Below are 17244 nucleotides of genomic sequence, written 5' to 3' on the forward strand. Positions count from 1 at the left end.
GCTGTGGGCTCCTTTCTCCTTTGAATTGAAGGCCGGCGGGGTGGGGTGTGGTCGAGGCCGATCAAGAAGCGAAGCGCTGCTCGCGGTGCGGAGAGCGGAAGCCGCGAGCAGCGTTCGCCAGCAACAAAGCCATGTCCGATGGACTGCAGGCCTATTGCAGAGAATGTTCGGCCGAGTACTACCGGCAGCGGCAGGAAGCCAAGGGCCGTGTGGTGCGGATCAAGGTGCCCGTCCCGCCCGGACACAAGCACTGCCGGGGGTGCGGCAAGACGAAGCCCCACAGCGAGTGGCACCTCAAGAACAGTGCGTCGGACGGTCTCGCGAGCCGCTGCAAGGAGTGCAAGGCGGCTGTGGGACCGGCTGGCCACCTGCGCAGGAAGTACGGCATCACCGAGGCCGAGCGCGATCAGATGATCCGAGATCAGGGCGGCGTCTGCATCATCTGCCTCCAAACCCCTGCCGTGCATGTGGATCACTGCCACAAGACGGGTAAGGTCCGAGGCGTACTTTGTCTCAACTGCAACATTGGCCTAGGCCTGTTGAAGGAAAGCCCCGACCGCATCCGTCGGGCCATCGCATACTTGGAGGGATCGCGTGGAAGCCAATCCTCGTAGCATCGGGCGGCTGCCGGCGGCCTTCCTGACGCCGGGCTCGTCCTCCTTCATGGACTTCCTGGCCGACCACTCGCCGGAGATGCTCCCGGGGAACCGGAAGCTCCCGGAGGGGATCGTCGAGGCGCCGCACGGTACGACCATCGTCGCCGCCACGTTCCCCGGGGGCGTGGTGCTCGCCGGTGACCGGCGAGCGACCATGGGGAACATGATCGCGCAGCGGGACATCGAGAAGGTGTTCCCGGCCGACGAGTACTCCGCGGTCGGCATCGCCGGCACCGCCGGCCTGGCCGTGGAGATGGTGAAGCTGTTCCAGCTGGAGCTGGAGCACTTCGAGAAGGTGGAGGGCGCGACGCTCTCCCTGGAGGGCAAGGCGAACCGCCTGTCCACGATGATCCGCGGCAACCTCGGCATGGCCATGCAGGGCCTGGCCGTCGTCCCGCTGTTCGCCGGCTGGGACGAGGGCAGGGAGAAGGGCCGGATCTTCTCCTACGACGTCACCGGCGGCCGCTCCGAGGAGCACGGCTACGCCGCCACCGGCTCGGGCTCGATCTTCGCGCGCGGGTCGATGAAGAAGCTCTACCGGGACGACCTGACCGAGCAGCAGGCCACCACCCTCGTCGTCCAGGCGCTGTACGACGCCGCGGACGACGACTCGGCGACCGGCGGCCCGGACCTGGCCCGCAGGATCTTCCCGATCGTCACCGTCATCACCGAAGAGGGCTTCCGCAGGCTCACCGAGGCGGAGTCCTCGGACCTGGCCCGGTCGATCACCGAGCGGCGTCTGGAGCAGCCCGACGGGCCGCGTGCCGCCCTGCTCTGACCACTCGTCGACCGATGAAGCCCTCCAGCGCCCTTCAGACCGGAAGAAAGGGACGGTAGCCGGTGTCCACGCCGTTCTATGTCTCACCCCAGCAGGCCATGGCCGACCGGGCGGAATACGCCCGCAAGGGCATCGCCCGAGGCCGCAGCCTCGTCGTCCTCCAGTACGCCGACGGCATCGTCTTCGTCGGCGAGAACCCGTCCCGCGCACTCCACAAGTTCAGCGAGATCTACGACCGGATCGGCTTCGCCGCCGCCGGCAAGTACAACGAGTACGAGAACCTGCGAATCGGCGGCGTGCGCTACGCCGATCTGCGCGGCTACACCTACGACCGCGACGACGTCACGGCCCGTGGCCTGGCCAACGTCTACGCCCAGACGCTCGGCACCATCTTCTCCAGCGCGGGGGAGAAGCCCTACGAGGTGGAGCTGGTCGTCGCCGAGGTCGGCGCGGAGCCGGAGGGCGATCAGATCTACCGGCTGCCGCACGACGGTTCGATCGTCGACGAGCACGGCTCGGTCGCGGTCGGCGGCAACGCGGAGCAGATCAGTTCCTTCCTGGACCAGCGGCACCGGGACGGGATGTCGCTCGCGGAGGCCCTGAAGCTGGCCGTGCAGGCGCTGTCCCGGGACACCAACGGCAGTGAGCGGGAGATCCCCGCGGAGCGCCTGGAGGTGGCGGTCCTGGACCGGACCCGCCCGCAGCAGCGCAAGTTCAAGCGGATCATCGGCCGGCAGCTGAAGCGCCTCCTGGAGGCGGACGACGCGGCGGTGGCGAAGACGGACGACCCCTCCGACGAGGCCGAGGAGGCCACGGAGGAGTAGGCCGTACTTCGCGAGGGCGAGGGCCCCGGAGCCGTACGCACGTGTACGACTCCGGGGCCCTCGTGCGTGCGTGCGGCGGCGGGGCCTCAGACGGCCGGTGCCGGGCCCGTGGAGCCGCGGACGGTCAGGGTGACGGGCAGGTCGCCGCGCTCGGGCTCGCGGCCGTCCAGGACGGCGAGGAGGGCGGCCATGCCGCGCTCGCCGATGTGCTCGGCGGGCAGGGCGACGGTGGTCAGTTCCGGTTCGACGGCGGTGGCGAGCGCCAGGTCGTCGAAGCCGGTGACGGAGAGGTCCTCGGGCACCCGCAGGCCGAGTCGCCGGGCGGCCTTGCAGGCTCCGGCGGCGAGGATGTCGTCGTCGCAGACGATCGCGGTGGGGCGGGGCCCCGGTCCGGCGAGGGCGCGTTCGACGGCCTCGCGGGCCCCCTGGACGTCCAGGGGCGCCCGTACCGGTGTCACCGAGGTGTCGGCGAGGGCGTCGGCGAGGGCGTCCCCGCGTACGTCGAAGGTCCAGGAGGGCACGGCCGAGGCCAGGTGCAGGAAGCGGCGGTGGCCGAGGGCGAGCAGGTGTCGGGCGATCTGGCGCATGCCGTCGGCGATGTCGAGGTTGACGTGGGCCGCGGCGCCGCCGCCGGCGGGGTCGCTGTCCAGCATGACGAGGGGCAGGTCGGTGCCGCCGAAGGCCTTGAGGGCGTCGGTGGCCATGGAGGAGGCGATGACCCCGTCGAGGGCGGCGCGGGCGGAGGCGAAGGGGTCGCGGGCCGGGCCGACGCCGTCGGGGGAGGGGTAGAGCACCACGCCGAAGCCGTGCCGGGCGGCGACCGTGGCGGCGCCGGTGTAGACGCGGGCGAAGAACTCGTTGGTGAGCGCGGGGACGACGAGGAGCGCGGTCCGGGTGCGGCCGAGGCGCAGGTTGCGGGCGGCGAGGTTGGGGCGGTAGCCGAGTGCGGTGGCGGCCTCGCGGACGGCGGCGGCGGTGGGCTCGGAGACCCGGCCGCGCCATTTGTCGCCGAGCACCAGGGAGACGGTGGCCTGCGAGACCCCGGCCGCCCGGGCGACGTCCCGGCTGGTGGGCCGAGTGGCGGCGGGCTGTTCCGGCGTGTGCACTGGAGCCTCCGGGTCGGGGACGGTCCCGCACGCGGGGTGGACCGGCGTGCTCCCGACATGGTACGTATGACGGAACGCGTTATACGTAAAACCTCGGGCGGACGCCCCGGGAGGGGAGACCAACATGGCCGGCGCTGCCCCGGCGAACGGCGGCTACCTCGACATCCTGCGGGCGCCCCACGCCGCACGGCTGCTCGTCGGCACCCTCGTCGGCCGCCTCCCCAACGGCACCGGCCCGGTCGCCATCACCGTCTTCACCCGCGCCGAGGGCGGCAGCTACAGCCTGGCCGGCGGCCTGATCGCCGCCTACGGCCTCGCCACCGCCGTCGGGCAGCCGCTCCTCGGCCGGGCCGTCGACCTCAAGGGGCAGCCCCGCGTCCAGCTGCCCGCCGCCGTGATCTCCGCGCTCGGCATGGTCGCCCTCGCCGTCACCGGCATCGGCGACCTGCTCCTCGCGTACACCGCCGTCCTGGTCGCCGGTCTGTTCACCCCGCCCCTCGAAGGCGGGTTGCGCGCCCTGTGGCCGAGCGTCCTGGGCCGCGAGGACCGGGTGCACCGCGCGTACGCGCTGGACGCCGTCGCGCAGGAGGTCATGTTCACCGTCGGGCCGCTGCTGCTCACCGTGCTCGTCTCGCTGTGGTCGCCCGCCGCGGCGCTGTTCGTCATCAACCTGCTCGGCGTCCTCGGCGCCCTGTCCGTGGTGCTCTCCAAGCCCTCTCGGGCCTGGCGCTCCGCGCCCCGCGAGGCACACTGGCTCGGCGCCCTGCGCTCGCCGGGACTCCTCGCGCTGCTCGCCTCGTTCTTCTTCGTCGGCCTCGCCCTCGGCTCCATCACCGTCGCCGCCGTCGCCTACGCCGACGAGCGCGGCAACGAGGCCGTGTACGGCTGGCTGATGGCCGCCCTGGGCCTCGGCGCCCTGGTCGGCGGCGTCGCCTACGGCGCGCGGCAGTGGGCCGGCGCGCCCGAGCGGCGGCTGCGGGTCCTGGTGCTGCTGCTCGCGCTCGGCTACCTGCCGTTGCTCCTCGTGCCCGGGCCGGCCGCGATGACCGCGCTCGCCGCCCTCGCCGGTGTCTTCCTGGCGCCCGCCATCGCCTGTGCGTTCATCGTGGTCGACCGGCACGCCCCGGCCGGCACCGTCACCGAGGCCTTCTCCTGGCTCGTCACCACCTTCGGCGTCGGCGCGGCCCTCGGCTCCGCCGTCTCCGGGCCCGCCGTCGAACTCTTCGGGACCCCGGCCGGATTCGCGGTGGCCGGCCTCGGCGGCTTCATCGCCTTCCTCGTCCTCCTGGGCACCGGCCGGGTGCTCGGCCCGGACTCCGTGCCGCGCCCGCGACACGCCGTCAGCGGGGGCGCCCAGGGCCCCGGCCCCGGCGCCGCCGGGGCCGAAAACAGCCCGCACTCATCGGAAAATGATCGGAACGGGGCGGTCGAACCCGGTTTCAGCTCAGGGCTTCAGGCGTAATGTTCAGACATGGACCGCCGCATTTTCGGGCTGGAGAACGAGTACGGCGTCACGTGCACGTTCAGGGGACAGCGCCGACTGTCTCCTGACGAAGTGGCGCGCTACCTCTTCCGCCGTGTCGTGTCATGGGGCCGCAGCAGCAATGTCTTCCTGCGGAACGGCGCCCGCCTGTACCTTGACGTGGGTTCGCATCCGGAATACGCAACTCCCGAATGCGACAACGTGGTCGAACTGGTCACCCACGACAAGGCCGGCGAGCGCATTCTCGAAGGACTCCTCGTCGACGCGGAACGCCGCCTGCACGAGGAGGGAATCGCGGGCGACGTCTATCTCTTCAAGAACAACACCGACTCCGCCGGAAACTCCTACGGCTGCCACGAGAACTATCTGGTGGCCCGCCACGGGGAGTTCTCCCGGCTCGCGGACATCCTCATTCCGTTCCTCGTCACCCGCCAGCTCATCTGCGGTGCGGGAAAGGTGCTGCAGACCCCGCGCGGCGCCGTCTACTGCGTCTCCCAGCGCGCCGAGCACATCTGGGAGGGCGTCAGCTCCGCCACCACCCGCTCGCGCCCCATCATCAACACCCGCGACGAGCCGCACGCGGACGCCGAGCGCTACCGCCGCCTCCACGTCATCGTCGGCGACTCCAACATGTCCGAGACGACCATGCTGCTCAAGGTCGGCGCCACCGACCTCGTACTGCGCATGATCGAGGCGGGCACCGTGATGCGCGACCTCACCTTGGAGAACCCGATCCGGGCCATCCGCGAGGTCAGCCACGACATCACCGGCCAGCGCAAGGTCCGCCTCGCCAGCGGCCGCGAGGCCTCCGCCCTGGAGGTCCAGCGGGAGTACTACGAGAAGGCCGCCGACTTCGTCGACCGCCGCGGCATCCGCAGCGGCACCGTCGCCCAGGTCCTGGAGCTGTGGGGCCGTACCCTCGACGCCATCGAGCAGGAGCAGCTCGAGCGCATCGAGACCGAGATCGACTGGGTCATGAAGTACCGGCTCATCGAGCGCTACCGGGCCAAGCACAACATGACCATGTCGCACCCGCGGGTCGCGCAGATAGACCTCGCGTACCACGACATCCACCGCCGCCGCGGCCTGTACTACCTGCTCCAGAAGAACGGCCAGGCGGCCCGGGTGTGCAACGACGTGAAGATCTTCGAGGGCAAGTCGGTGCCCCCGCAGACCACCCGCGCCCGGCTCCGCGGCGACTTCATCCGCCGCGCCCAGGAGCAGCGCCGGGACTTCACGGTCGACTGGGTCCACCTCAAGCTCAACGACCAGGCGCAGCGCACCGTGTTGTGCAAGGACCCGTTCCGCTCGGTCGACGACCGGGTGGAAAAGCTGATCGCCGGAATGTAGGACCCACGGCGGTCCGCGTACTCGGCCCCGCACGCCAGGCGTGCGGGGCCGAGTGCATCACAGAGTGGTCCCCTAGAGTGTCGGGACAACTACTGTGCCGTCTGAGATCTGAGGAACTAGTGCGCCGACTTGCCGGCCTGCTCGTCGTCCCGCTTCTGCTGCTCACCACAGCGGCCTGCGGCAGCGACGACAAGGGCTCCGATTCCGGTTCGATGAAGAACGGGCTTCCCGCCATTACCGCGGGGGAGAAGTTCGGCGAGAAGCCGACCCTCTCGAAGGGCGTGGGCGACCCGCCCGAGTCCCTCAAGGTCAACGTGATCAGCGAGGGCGACGGCGCGGTCACCAAGAAGGGCGACGCGCTCTCGGTCAACTACCTGGGTCAGGAGTGGGACGAGTCCACCCCCTTCGACAACAGCTTCGACCGGAAGCAGCCGTTCTCGCTGACCCTCGGCGAGGGTCAGGTCATCCAGGGCTGGGAGAAGGGCCTGGAGGGCCAGAAGGTCGGCAGCCGCGTCGAGATCGGCATCCCGCCGGAGCTCGGTTACGGGGCGCAGGGCCAGGGCGACATCAAGGCGAACGCGACGCTGGTCTTCGTGGTCGACATCCTCAAGGCGGTCACGATCCCGAAGTCCGCGAGCGGCACCGTGGTGGCCCAGGACAACAAGGACCTGCCGAAGGTCGGTGTCAACACCGACGGCAAGCAGCCCTCGCTGACCGTGCCCAAGGTCGATCCGCCGACCAAGCTGGTCTCCAACTACGTCCTGGAGTCCACGGGCGAGGTCGTCAAGGACACCGACACGGTCGTCGTGAACTACGTCGCCGCCCTGTGGAAGGACGGCAAGGTCTTCGACTCGACCTACACCATGGGCAAGCCGGCCAACTTCCCGCTCGGCCAGCTCACCCTGAAGGGGCTGAAGGACGGCATCGCCGGCAAGAAGGTCGGCAGCCGCATCCTGATCGTGGCCCCGCCGTCGGAGGCCTTCGGGGACCAGGAGAAGCAGGGCATCCCGAAGAACTCCACGCTGGTCTTCGCCGTCGACATCCTGGCGAAGGTCTGACCCCGGAGAGAATGAAAGACTGTCCCGGTCGCGCGGGCCGTCGTCCGCGCGGTTCATCGGTATGAGGAGCACACTGCAGTGAGCATCGAGAAGCCCGAGGTCGACTTCCCGGGCGGCGAGCCGCCGGCCGACCTGGAGATCAAGGACATCTGGGAGGGCGACGGCGCCGTCGCCAAGGCCGGGGACAACATCCTGGTCCACTATGTGGGTGTCCTCTTCGAGTCCGGCGAGGAGTTCGACGCCTCCTGGAACCGCGGCACGCCGCTGCCGTTCCAGCTCGGTGTCGGCCAGGTCATCCCGGGCTGGGACCAGGGTGTGCAGGGCATGAAGGTCGGCGGTCGCCGTCAGCTGGTCATCCCGCCGCACCTGGCGTACGGCGAGCGCGGCGCCGGTGGCAAGATCGGCCCCGGTGAGACGCTGATCTTCGTCTGCGACCTCGTGGACGTCCGCTAGCACCCTGCTCGACCGCTTGTACGACCCTGAGGGCCCCCGCCTCCCGGCGGGGGTCCTCGGCGTTCCGGCCCGGCTTTTGTCCGGACACCGCGGAGCGGTACGGTCGGACGTCCGAGAAGTCAATCCGGCAGAAGAGGGTGCGGGGCGTCGATGGCGATTGCCAAGGCCGAGCGGCTGATGAATCTTGCGCTGTGCCTGCTCGGAACGCGCCGTCCGCTGAGCAAGCGGGAGCTGCGGTCCTCCATCGAGGCCTATGTCGAGGCCTTCGGACCGGGGTACGGCGCGGCTTTCGGCGCGGGCCAGGGCTCGGGCGGCGGCGAGGACGCCTTCAACCGCATGTTCGAGCGCGACAAGGACGATCTGCGCGAGCTCGGCCTGGTCATCGAGACCGTGGAGAACCTCGACGGCGAGACCGGCTATCTGGCCCGCCGCGACTCCAACCGGCTGCCGCCCATCACCCTGGACGCCGAGGAGGCCGCCGCCCTCGGCCTGGCCGCCAAGGTCTGGCAGCAGGCCCGGCTCGCCGGCGCCGCGAGCGGCGCCCTGCAGAAGCTGCGCGCCGCCGGGATGCCCGAGGCGGAGGACGCGTACGACGCGCACGCCAGCGCCCTGGAACCGCGCATCCCGGTCCACGAGGCCGCCTTCGAGCCGCTGATGCTGGCCTGCCGCGACCGCCGGCCGGTCGTCTTCGACTACCGCAAGGCCACCGCCGCCCGCCCCGAGACCCGGCATGTCGAGCCGTGGACCCTGGAGTGCTGGCGCGGCCACTGGTACCTGGCGGGCTGGGATCGCGACCGGAGCGCCGAGCGGGTCTTCCGGCTCTCCCGTATCACCGGCAAGGTCCGCTCCCGGGCCGGCGCCTTCACCGCGCCCGTGCCCGACGTCGTCACCGTCCGCGAGACCGTGGAGAGCTGGGCGGGGGAGACGGCCACCCGCTCCGCGCGGATCCGGCTGCGGGCCGGCTGCGGCTATCCGCTGCGGTCGCGCGCACTGTCCGTGACCGAGGGCTCCGACGGCTGGGACGAGCTGGAGATCCCGTACGGGCACGGCCTCGACGCCTGGCTCGTCGAGTTCGGGCCCGACGTGGTCGTCCTGGAGCCCGCGGACCTGCGGGCCGACGTGGTGGAGCGGCTGCGCGCCGTCGCCAAGGGCTGAGGGGGAAGGAACGACCGTGGCCGCCAACGCCATCGACCAGACGAGGCGCATGCTCTCCCTCGTCACGTATCTCCGGGAGCGTCCCGGCGCGCACGTCGCCGACGTCGCCCGGGCCTTCGGGATCACCGAGGACGAGCTGATCTCGGACCTCGACGTGCTGCCCATGTGCGGCACCAGCTTCCGGGGCGGCGACCTCCTGGACATCGACACCGACGGGGACCGCATCTGGTGGCACAATCCCGATGACGTCGCCGCGCCGCTGCGGCTCGCCGCCGACGAGGCCACCGCCCTGCTGGTGGCCGCGCGCGCGGTGGCGACCCTGCCGGGGCTGCGCGAGAGCGACCGCGAGGCGCTGCTGCGTGCCACCGCCAAGCTGGAGGCGGCGGCCGGCGAGGCGGCCGGGGCCAGCTCCCGGCTCTCGGTGACCTTCGAGTCCGAGGGCGGTGTCTTCGCCGAGGTCGACCGGGCCATCTCCGAGCGCAAGCGCCTGTGGCTGCGCTACTACTCGCCCGCGCGGGACGAGCTCACCGAGCGCGAGGTGGACCCGATCCGGCTCTTCGCCGTCGGCCACACGTACATGGAGGCGTGGTGCCGGCTCTCCGAGGCGCGCCGCACCTTCCGGCTCGACCGGGTCGCCGAGATCCGGATCCTGGACGACCACGCCGCGCCGCCGGAGATCGAGCTGCGGGACCTGTCGGAGGGGCTGGTACAGCCGTCCGCCGAGGACCCGGAGGTCGTGGTCGAGGTCGGTCCCGGCGGCCGCTGGGTCGCCGAGTACTACCCGCACGACCGGGCCGAGGAGCTGCCGGACGGCGGGCTGCGGATCACGCTGCGCACCCCGGCGCCCGCCTCGCTGCGGCGGCTCGCGCTGCGGCTCGGCAGCGACGGCCGGATCGTCGCCCCCCAGGAGCTCGCGGACAGCGCCCGGGAGGCCGCCGCGGCCGCCCTGGCCGCCTACGAGGGCTGAGCGCCGGCGCCGGGGAGCGCGGCGCCGGTAGGGGGAAGTCAGTAGGGGGGGAACGTGACGTTCCGCGGTCGCGGGGCGCTGTTTCCAGTGAGAGCCGAGAGCCGTACCCGTACCGCAGTGGGGAGTGTCGAGGGAAATGTCCGTGATGCCCGACCTTTTGGCGCCGGTCGCCCCGGTCCTCTTCAAGGCCGCCTGCCCCGACTGCCGTTCCCGCTTCGAACTCTCCGCCGGCGCCCTGCGGCTCGCCATCGGCGCCAGCCGCCGCACCACCTTCTACTCCTTCACCTGCCCCGAGTGCGGCAGCGCCGTACGCAAACCGGCCGGCGAGCGGATCGTCGAACTGCTCACCGGCGGCGGCGTCAACACCCTGCGCCTGCACACCACCGGATGAGGGCGTTCCGCACCGGCCGACGGCCTGCGGGCGGCAGCGTCTAGGCTCGGCACATGTTCTGGCCCATGCTCGCCGTCGCCCTCGGCTTCCTCGGCATCGCCGTCCTCGGCGTCCTCGGCATCAAGGTGTTCCTGGAGGCCCAGCGCCTCGGCCGTCAGGTGGCTCACGCCACAGAGCGGATCCAGCAGGTCTCCGAGGACCTCGAACGCGCCGCGTACGCTCTCGCGCGAACCGGCGAGACCCTGCGCTGACTTCGCACCGGGCCCGGCACACACCGCCCGCGACGGCCGGTCCTGGACGCAATGGCGAGTATGCACAGGCATTGCCGCCCGTTTACTCCTGCGGGTTACGATCGCTAGCAGCGCGGAGGGCCGGACGCATGTCCGACCGGCCGGGCACGCACTCCAATGTCGCCTCGGTGAAGAAGGTAAACAGCTATGGGTAGGCTCGGCCCCACCGAGATCATTCTGATCCTCGTCGTGATCATCCTGCTGTTCGGCGCCAAGAAGCTCCCGGACATGGCGCGTTCGCTCGGCAAGTCCGCCCGCATCCTCAAGAGCGAGGCCAAGGCGATGAAGTCCGACGACCAGCAGAGCGCCCCCGCCGACCCGCCTGCCCCCGCGTCCCAGGACCAGGCCGCGCCGCGCACCATCCAGGCCGCCCCCGGCGACGTGACCAGCTCGCGTCCGGTGACCGAGCCCACCGACTCCACCAAGCGCTGACCCGGTCCGCCGCGGCCGCCGCCGAGCGCGGCGGTCGCCGCACGAGATGAGGACGTGGGTTGCTCAAGTCTGCCCGCAAGCAGGAGAAGGATCCCGAGGGCCGGATGCCCCTCGTGGAGCACCTGCGTGAGCTCCGCAACCGCCTGGCGAAGGGCCTCCTGGCCATCGCCGCGGTCACCGTCGTGGCCCTCGTGTACAGCGAGGACCTGATGCAGTTCCTGACGAAGTCGGTGCCCAAGTGCGGCCAGGGTGTCACCAGTGACGGCGGCAACTGCGCCATCGTCTCCTTCAACACCCTGATGGCGCCCTTCAGCACGACGATCCAGCTCTCCCTCACGGCGGGCCTGGTCGTCGCGAGCCCGGTCTGGCTCTACCAGCTGTGGGCCTTCGTCGCGCCCGGCCTGCACCGCAACGAGAAGAAGTACACGTACGCCTTCGTCGGCGCCGCGGTCCCGCTCTTCGCGGCCGGCGCCTACCTCGCGTACCTCATCCTCCCCATCAGCGTGAAGGTGCTCATCAGCCTCACGCCGGGCGGCTCCGCCAACATCCTCTCGCTCGGTGACGTCCTCGACTTCACCCTGCGCATGGTGCTCGTCTTCGGCCTCGCCTTCGAGCTGCCGCTCGTGCTGGTCATGCTCAACCTCACCGGAGTGCTGAGCGGCAAGCGCATGGCCCGCTGGTGGCGCGGTGTGATCATGGGCGTCTTCGTCTTCGGCGCCGTCATCACCCCGACCACCGACCCGGTCGGCATGCTCGCCCTCGCCGGTCCGATCACGCTGCTCTACCTCGCGGCCGTCGGCTTCTCGCTGCTCAACGACAAGCGGCGGCGGCGCAACAACCCGGACGCCGAGCTCGACGACGACGAGGCGTCCAGCCTCGACCTGACCCCCGAGGCCGTCGGAGAGGTCGAGACCGTCGGCGCCGCCCGGGCCCTGCCCGAGCAGGCCACCGGCGAGTCGGACGGCGCCAGGGCGCACCGGGTGAACGGGTACGACGACATCACCTGATCTCGTCGGCTCCCCTGATCTCGTCGGTTCCCCTGATCTCGTCGGCTCCCCCGGACACCCTCCGGGGGAGCCGCCGTAGCTGCCCCGATAAAGATCGCGTCACTGTCAGAGGTGGCGGGTAGGCTCGACAACAAGATGACAGAGGACCTCACACCAGCCGAGGCGTATGCCGCCGCCCGCGCGCGCAACGCGGATCAGGCGACCGCGCTGGCCCCCTTCCGCGAGTTGTACGACTTCGGTCTGGACCCCTTCCAGATCGAGGCCTGCCAGGCCCTCGAAGCGGGCAAGGGCGTGCTCGTCGCCGCGCCCACGGGCTCCGGCAAGACCATCGTCGGCGAGTTCGCCGTCCACCTCGCCCTCCAGCAGGGCCGCAAGTGCTTCTACACCACGCCGATCAAGGCGCTCTCCAACCAGAAGTACGCCGACCTCGTGAAGCGCTACGGCCACGACAAGGTCGGCCTGCTCACCGGCGACAACAGTGTCAACGGTGACGCCCCGATCATCGTCATGACCACCGAGGTCCTCCGCAACATGCTCTACGCGGGGTCCCAGGCGCTCTCCGGCCTCGGCTACGTGGTCATGGACGAGGTGCACTACCTCTCCGACCGCTTCCGCGGCGCCGTCTGGGAGGAAGTGATCATCCACCTCCCCGAGTCCGTGACCCTCGTGTCGCTCTCCGCGACCGTGTCGAACGCCGAGGAGTTCGGCGACTGGCTCGACACCGTCCGCGGCGACACCGAGGTCATCGTCTCCGAGAGCCGCCCCGTGCCGCTGTGGCAGCACGTCCTCGCCGGCCGGCGGATGTACGACCTCTTCGAGGAGGAGACCGACCACGGCGGCCGCGGCTCCGCCCGCCGCGAGGTCAACCCCGACCTGCTGCGCCTCGCCCGCACGGAGAACTCGCGCACGTACAACCCGCGCGAACGGCGCCGCGGCAAGATGGTCCGCGAGGCCGACCGCGAGCGCGAGCGGCGCGCCCGCTCCCGCATCTGGACGCCCGGCCGGCCCGAGGTCATCGAGCGCCTGGACGCCGAGGGCCTGCTGCCCGCGATCACCTTCATCTTCAGCCGGGCCGGCTGCGAGTCCGCCGTCCAGCAGTGCCTCTACGCGGGACTCCGGCTCAACGACGACGAGGGACGCCGCCGGGTCCGCGAGATCGTCGAGGAGCGCACCGCCGCCATCCCCAGCGAGGACCTGCACGTCCTCGGCTACTACGAGTGGCTGGAAGCCCTGGAGCGGGGCATCGCCGCGCACCACGCCGGCATGCTCCCGACCTTCAAGGAGGTCGTCGAGGAGCTGTTCGTCCGCGGCCTGGTCAAGGCCGTCTTCGCCACCGAGACCCTGGCGCTCGGCATCAACATGCCGGCCCGCTCCGTGATCCTGGAGAAGCTGGTCAAGTGGAACGGCGAGCAGCACGCCGACATCACCCCCGGTGAGTACACCCAGCTCACCGGCCGGGCCGGCCGCCGTGGCATCGACGTCGAGGGCCACGCCGTCGTGCTGTGGCAGCGCGGCATGGACCCCGGGCACCTCGCCGGACTCGCCGGCACCCGTACGTATCCGCTGCGCTCCAGCTTCAAGCCCTCGTACAACATGGCGGTCAACCTGGTCGACCAGTTCGGCCGGCACCGCTCGCGCGAGCTCCTGGAGACCTCCTTCGCGCAGTTCCAGGCCGACCGCTCGGTCGTCGGGATCTCCCGGCAGGTGCAGAAGAACGAGGAGGGTCTGCAGGGCTACCGCGAGGGCATGACCTGCCACCTCGGCGACTTCGAGGAGTACGCGCGGCTCCGCCGCGAACTCAAGGACCGCGAGACCGACCTGGCCCGGCAGGGCGCCGCGCAGCGGCGCGCCCAGGCGGCGGCCTCCCTGGAGCGGCTCAAGCCGGGCGACGTCATCCACGTGCCGACCGGCAAGTTCGCCGGCCTCGCCCTCGTCCTCGACCCGGGCGTCCCGGCCGGCCGGACCAACGGGCACCGCGGCTTCGAGCACCACGACGGGCCGCGCCCGCTGGTGCTCACCGCCGAGCGGCAGGTCAAGCGGCTCGCCTCGATCGACTTCCCGGTGCCGGTGGAGCCCCTGGAGCGGATGCGCATCCCGCGCTCCTTCAACCCGCGCTCCCCGCAGTCCCGTCGCGACCTCGCCTCCGCGCTGCGCAGCAAGGCCGGGCACATCAACCCGGAGCGGCACCGCAAGCAGCGTTCGGCCGCGGCCGACGACCGCGAGATCACCCGGCTGCGCACCGCGATCCGCGCGCATCCCTGCCACGGCTGCGACGAGCGCGAGGACCACGCCCGCTGGGCCGAGCGCTACCACCGGCTGCAGCGCGACACCAAGCAGCTGGAACGGCGCATCGAGGGCCGCACCAACACCATCGCGCGCACCTTCGACCGGATCGTCGCGCTGCTCACCGAGCTCGACTACCTGCGGGCCGACGAGGTCACCGAGCACGGCAAGCGTCTCGCCCGGCTCTACGGCGAGCTGGACCTGCTGGCCAGCGAGTGCCTGCGCGAGCGGGTGTGGGAGGGGCTGAGCCCCGCCGAGCTGGCGGCCTGTGCCTCGGCGCTGGTCTTCGAGGCCCGGCAGTCCGACGACGCCGTCGCGCCCAAGCTGCCCACGGGCCGCGCGAAGGTCGCGATGGGCGAGATGGTGCGCATCTGGGGCCGACTCGACGCGCTGGAGGAGGAGTTCAAGCTCCACCAGGCGGAGGGCGTCGGCCAGCGCGAGCCGGACCTCGGCTTCGCCTGGGCCGCCTATCAGTGGGCCTCCGACAAGGGGCTCGACGAGGTGCTGCGGGAGGCCGAGATGCCGGCCGGCGACTTCGTGCGCTGGTGCAAGCAGGTCATCGACGTGCTCGGCCAGATCGCGGCGGCCGCGCCGCGGGAGGACAGCACGGTCGCGAAGAACGCCCGCAAGGCGGTCGACAGCCTGCTGAGGGGCGTCGTGGCCTACAGCTCGGTGGGCTGACCGCTGGGCTGACGGCGTGGGCTCACCTGTGTGGGTTTGGCTGTGTCGGCTCGACTGTGTGGGCTCGACTGTGTGGCTGACGGTGAACTGACAAGGGTTTTCCACAGGGCTGGCGGAGTGTCACATCCTTCCGCTTCCATGGACTCGTACGGACGAACGAGATCATGGGGCAATTCCGCTGGAGGGAAGCACAGTTGACCACGCACGCCGGTCCGTCCGCCGTCGGCACCACGACGGCGGACGGACGGAAGACCGTCCCGGGACCCCGCGGCGTCCCGGGACTGGGCAACCTGCCGGAATTCGGCAAGGACCCGCTCGCCTTCTTCGAACGGCTGCGTGAGCGGGGCGACTTCGTCCGCTGGCGCTTCGGCCGCACCCCGGCGCTCTTCATCGCGCACCCGGAGACCATCGGCGAACTCCTCACCGAGGTCGAGCGGACCTTCGACCAGTCGGACCTCGGCATCGCCTTCCGCACCCTGCTCGGCAACGGGGTCGTCGTCGCCAAGGGCGCCGACTGGCGTCGCAAGCGTTCCCTGGTCCAGCCCGCGGTGCGGCCGAAGCAGGTGAAGTCGTACGCGGCGACCATGGCCGAGTGCGCGGTCGACCTGGCCGGGCGCTGGTCCGACGGGCAGCGGGTCGACGTCAAGAAGGAGATGGCGGCGCTCACCCAGCTCATCGCCGTCCGCACCATCTTCGGCGTCGACACCGCGGCCGACGCGGACTCCATCGGCCGCGCCATGGACGTGGCACAGCACGAGATCGGCGCCGAGTTCAGCGGCCTCGGCGCGATCCTGCCCGACTGGCTGCCCACCCCCGGGCGGGCCCGCATCAAGCGCGCCACCGCCGTCATCGACGCCGAGGTCGCCCGGATCGTCGCCCGGCACCGCGACGGCGACACCGAGCGCCCCGACCTGCTCAGCCGGCTGCTCGCCGCGCGGGACGAGACCGGCGCGCCCCTCTCCGACCGCGAGATACGCGACGAGTGCGTCACGCTCTACATCGGCGGGCACGAGACCACCAGCACCACCCTCGTCTGGGCCTGGTATCTCCTCTCCCGCAACCCGCGCGTGGCCGACGCCCTGACGGCCGAGCTCGACCGGGTGCTCGGCGACCGCGACCCGGGCTTCGACGACTACGCCCGACTCTCCTACACTCAGGCTCTGGTGAAGGAGACGCTCCGTCTCTACCCGGCGGTCTGGCTGCTCACCGGCACCGCCAAGGAGGGCGCCGAGCTCGGCGGCGTCCCGGTCGCGCCCGGCACCCGGGTCTGGAGCAGCCAGTGGGCCACCCACCGGGACGCCCGCTGGTTCCGGGAGCCGCTGGAGTTCCGCCCGGAGCGCTGGCTGGCGACGGGGGAGGGCGAGGAGGTGAAGGAGGCCGAGGAGATACCGGAGTACGCCTGGTATCCCTTCGGCGGCGGCCCCCGGGTGTGCCTGGGCACCCGGTTCGCCATGGTGGAGGCGGTCCTGATCCTCGCGGTCCTCGCCCGCCGCTTCCGCCTGGCCCTCGACCCCGCCGAGATCCGCCCGGTCCCCGGCCTCACCCTCCAGCCCGACCGCGAGGTCCTGGCGACGGTGCGGGCCCGCTAACCGCCCGTGGCCACGAGCGCCCGTGCGAGATCGGCCAGTTCGGGGGCGCGGAGCACCCGGCCGCCGGACCCCGGCAGGGGCACGTGCAGGTGCTCGGTCCAGCGGGGCGGGATGGCGGCGGGGCCGTGGACCGCGCCGGCGAGCATCCCGGTGACGGCGGCGACGGTGTCGGTGTCGCCGCCGAGGTCGATCGCGGCGGCGAGGGCCGCCTCGAAGGTGGGGGTGGTGCGCAGGGCCCACAGGGCGGAGCCGAGGCAGGGCCAGACGGCACCGTTGAACTCGGTGGCGTCCTCGGGCCGCCAGCCGGGGGCGAGGACGGTGGCCCAGCGGTCCCGGTGTGCCGGCGCCACCTCGGCGAGGGCGGTGGGGACGGCGGCGAGCGGGTCCTCGCCGAGCAGGGCGACCCGGACCAGTTCGTGGAGGACCGCGGTGCCCTCCCAGGCGGCGGCGTCGCCGTGGGTGAGCGCGGCGATCTGCCGGGCCGCGTCCATGGTGGCGGCGCGGCCGGCGGAGGCGAAGCGCACGGCCGGGGTGGCGGCCCGCATCAGCGAACCGTTGCCCGCGCCACGGCCGTTGACCTGGAAGTGCAGGGCGGCGGCCAGGTCCCAGGGCTCGCCCCCGAGCAGCACCGCCTCGGTCAGCAGCCCGATGTCCCGGGGCGTGTCGTGTGGATCATGGTCGGGTCCGCGACGCCTGGCACGGCACCTCGCCGCGTTGCCGAAGCGCCCCGATAGCTCCGCT

16 protein-coding genes and 1 pseudogene are annotated in these 17244 nt (G+C 71.6%); 15 read left to right on the top strand and 2 right to left on the bottom strand.

Annotation, left to right across the window (positions count from 1 at the left end):
• Positions 1-131: 131 nt before the first annotated feature.
• From AB0M18_RS06310 to prcA, 3 genes are all read left to right on the top strand, one after another.
• A complete protein-coding gene (locus AB0M18_RS06310; RefSeq protein ID WP_365755648.1) occupies positions 132-614 on the top strand; it encodes an endonuclease VII domain-containing protein in 483 nt (160 codons plus the stop codon).
• Complete coding sequence (gene prcB, locus AB0M18_RS06315) at positions 595-1434, top strand: proteasome subunit beta (protein WP_365755650.1); 840 nt, start codon at positions 595-597, stop codon at positions 1432-1434. The genes AB0M18_RS06310 and prcB overlap by 20 nt, the downstream gene beginning before the upstream one ends.
• Positions 1435-1496: 62 nt before the next feature.
• A complete protein-coding gene (gene prcA, locus AB0M18_RS06320) occupies positions 1497-2258 on the top strand; it encodes a proteasome subunit alpha (RefSeq protein WP_365755652.1) in 762 nt (253 codons plus the stop codon).
• 86 nt (positions 2259-2344) lie between these two features.
• On the opposite strand, the gene AB0M18_RS06325 is transcribed toward prcA, so the two are convergent.
• Positions 2345-3364, bottom strand: a complete 1020-nt coding sequence (locus AB0M18_RS06325; protein ID WP_365755653.1) for a LacI family DNA-binding transcriptional regulator — start codon at positions 3362-3364, stop codon at positions 2345-2347.
• Between the two features lie 124 nt (positions 3365-3488).
• On the opposite strand from AB0M18_RS06325, the gene AB0M18_RS06330 reads away from it, so the two are divergent.
• The 12 genes from AB0M18_RS06330 (at position 3489) to AB0M18_RS06385 (ending at position 16503) form a co-directional block, all read left to right on the top strand.
• The gene (locus AB0M18_RS06330; RefSeq protein WP_365755654.1) at positions 3489-4826 is read left to right on the top strand and encodes an MFS transporter; all 1338 of its coding nucleotides are present in this window, start codon (positions 3489-3491) and stop codon (positions 4824-4826) included.
• A 9-nt stretch (positions 4827-4835) separates the two neighbouring features.
• Positions 4836-6197 carry a Pup--protein ligase gene (gene pafA / locus AB0M18_RS06335; RefSeq protein WP_365755655.1) on the top strand — a complete coding sequence of 454 codons (1362 nt, stop codon included), beginning with the start codon at positions 4836-4838 and terminating at the stop codon, positions 6195-6197.
• A gap of 119 nt (positions 6198-6316) precedes the next feature.
• Entirely contained in the window at positions 6317-7255 is a 939-nt protein-coding gene (locus tag AB0M18_RS06340) for an FKBP-type peptidyl-prolyl cis-trans isomerase (protein ID WP_365755656.1), read from the top strand.
• A gap of 78 nt (positions 7256-7333) precedes the next feature.
• The gene (locus AB0M18_RS06345) at positions 7334-7708 is read left to right on the top strand and encodes an FKBP-type peptidyl-prolyl cis-trans isomerase (protein ID WP_365755657.1); all 375 of its coding nucleotides are present in this window, start codon (positions 7334-7336) and stop codon (positions 7706-7708) included.
• A 150-nt stretch (positions 7709-7858) separates the two neighbouring features.
• Complete coding sequence (locus tag AB0M18_RS06350) at positions 7859-8863, top strand: WYL domain-containing protein (RefSeq protein ID WP_365755658.1); 1005 nt, start codon at positions 7859-7861, stop codon at positions 8861-8863.
• Positions 8864-8879: 16 nt separating this feature from the next.
• The gene (locus AB0M18_RS06355) at positions 8880-9830 is read left to right on the top strand and encodes a WYL domain-containing protein (protein WP_365755659.1); all 951 of its coding nucleotides are present in this window, start codon (positions 8880-8882) and stop codon (positions 9828-9830) included.
• Positions 9831-9966: 136 nt separating this feature from the next.
• Entirely contained in the window at positions 9967-10221 is a 255-nt protein-coding gene (locus AB0M18_RS06360) for a hypothetical protein (RefSeq protein ID WP_365755660.1), read from the top strand.
• 53 nt (positions 10222-10274) lie between these two features.
• A complete protein-coding gene (locus tag AB0M18_RS06365; protein ID WP_365755661.1) occupies positions 10275-10472 on the top strand; it encodes a hypothetical protein in 198 nt (65 codons plus the stop codon).
• Positions 10473-10658: 186 nt separating this feature from the next.
• Positions 10659-10943, top strand: a complete 285-nt coding sequence (tatA, locus tag AB0M18_RS06370) for a Sec-independent protein translocase subunit TatA (protein WP_365755662.1) — start codon at positions 10659-10661, stop codon at positions 10941-10943.
• Positions 10944-11047: 104 nt separating this feature from the next.
• On the top strand, positions 11048-11950 hold the full coding sequence (tatC, locus tag AB0M18_RS06375; RefSeq protein ID WP_365755873.1) for a twin-arginine translocase subunit TatC: 903 nt from the start codon (positions 11048-11050) through the stop codon (positions 11948-11950).
• 135 nt (positions 11951-12085) lie between these two features.
• The gene (locus AB0M18_RS06380) at positions 12086-14914 is read left to right on the top strand and encodes a DEAD/DEAH box helicase (protein WP_365755663.1); all 2829 of its coding nucleotides are present in this window, start codon (positions 12086-12088) and stop codon (positions 14912-14914) included.
• Positions 14915-15108: 194 nt separating this feature from the next.
• Positions 15109-16503, top strand: coding sequence for a cytochrome P450 (locus AB0M18_RS06385; protein WP_365755664.1), 1395 nt, complete (start codon positions 15109-15111; stop codon positions 16501-16503).
• Here AB0M18_RS06385 and AB0M18_RS06390 read toward each other — a convergent pair.
• Positions 16500-17162, bottom strand: a pseudogene (locus tag AB0M18_RS06390) (ADP-ribosylglycohydrolase family protein); the annotation flags it as partial. The gene AB0M18_RS06385 and the pseudogene AB0M18_RS06390 overlap by 4 nt on opposite strands.
• Positions 17163-17244 lie beyond the last annotated feature (82 nt).

Source organism: Streptomyces sp. NPDC051909, assembly GCF_040681095.1.
Classification (GTDB): domain Bacteria; phylum Actinomycetota; class Actinomycetes; order Streptomycetales; family Streptomycetaceae; genus Streptomyces.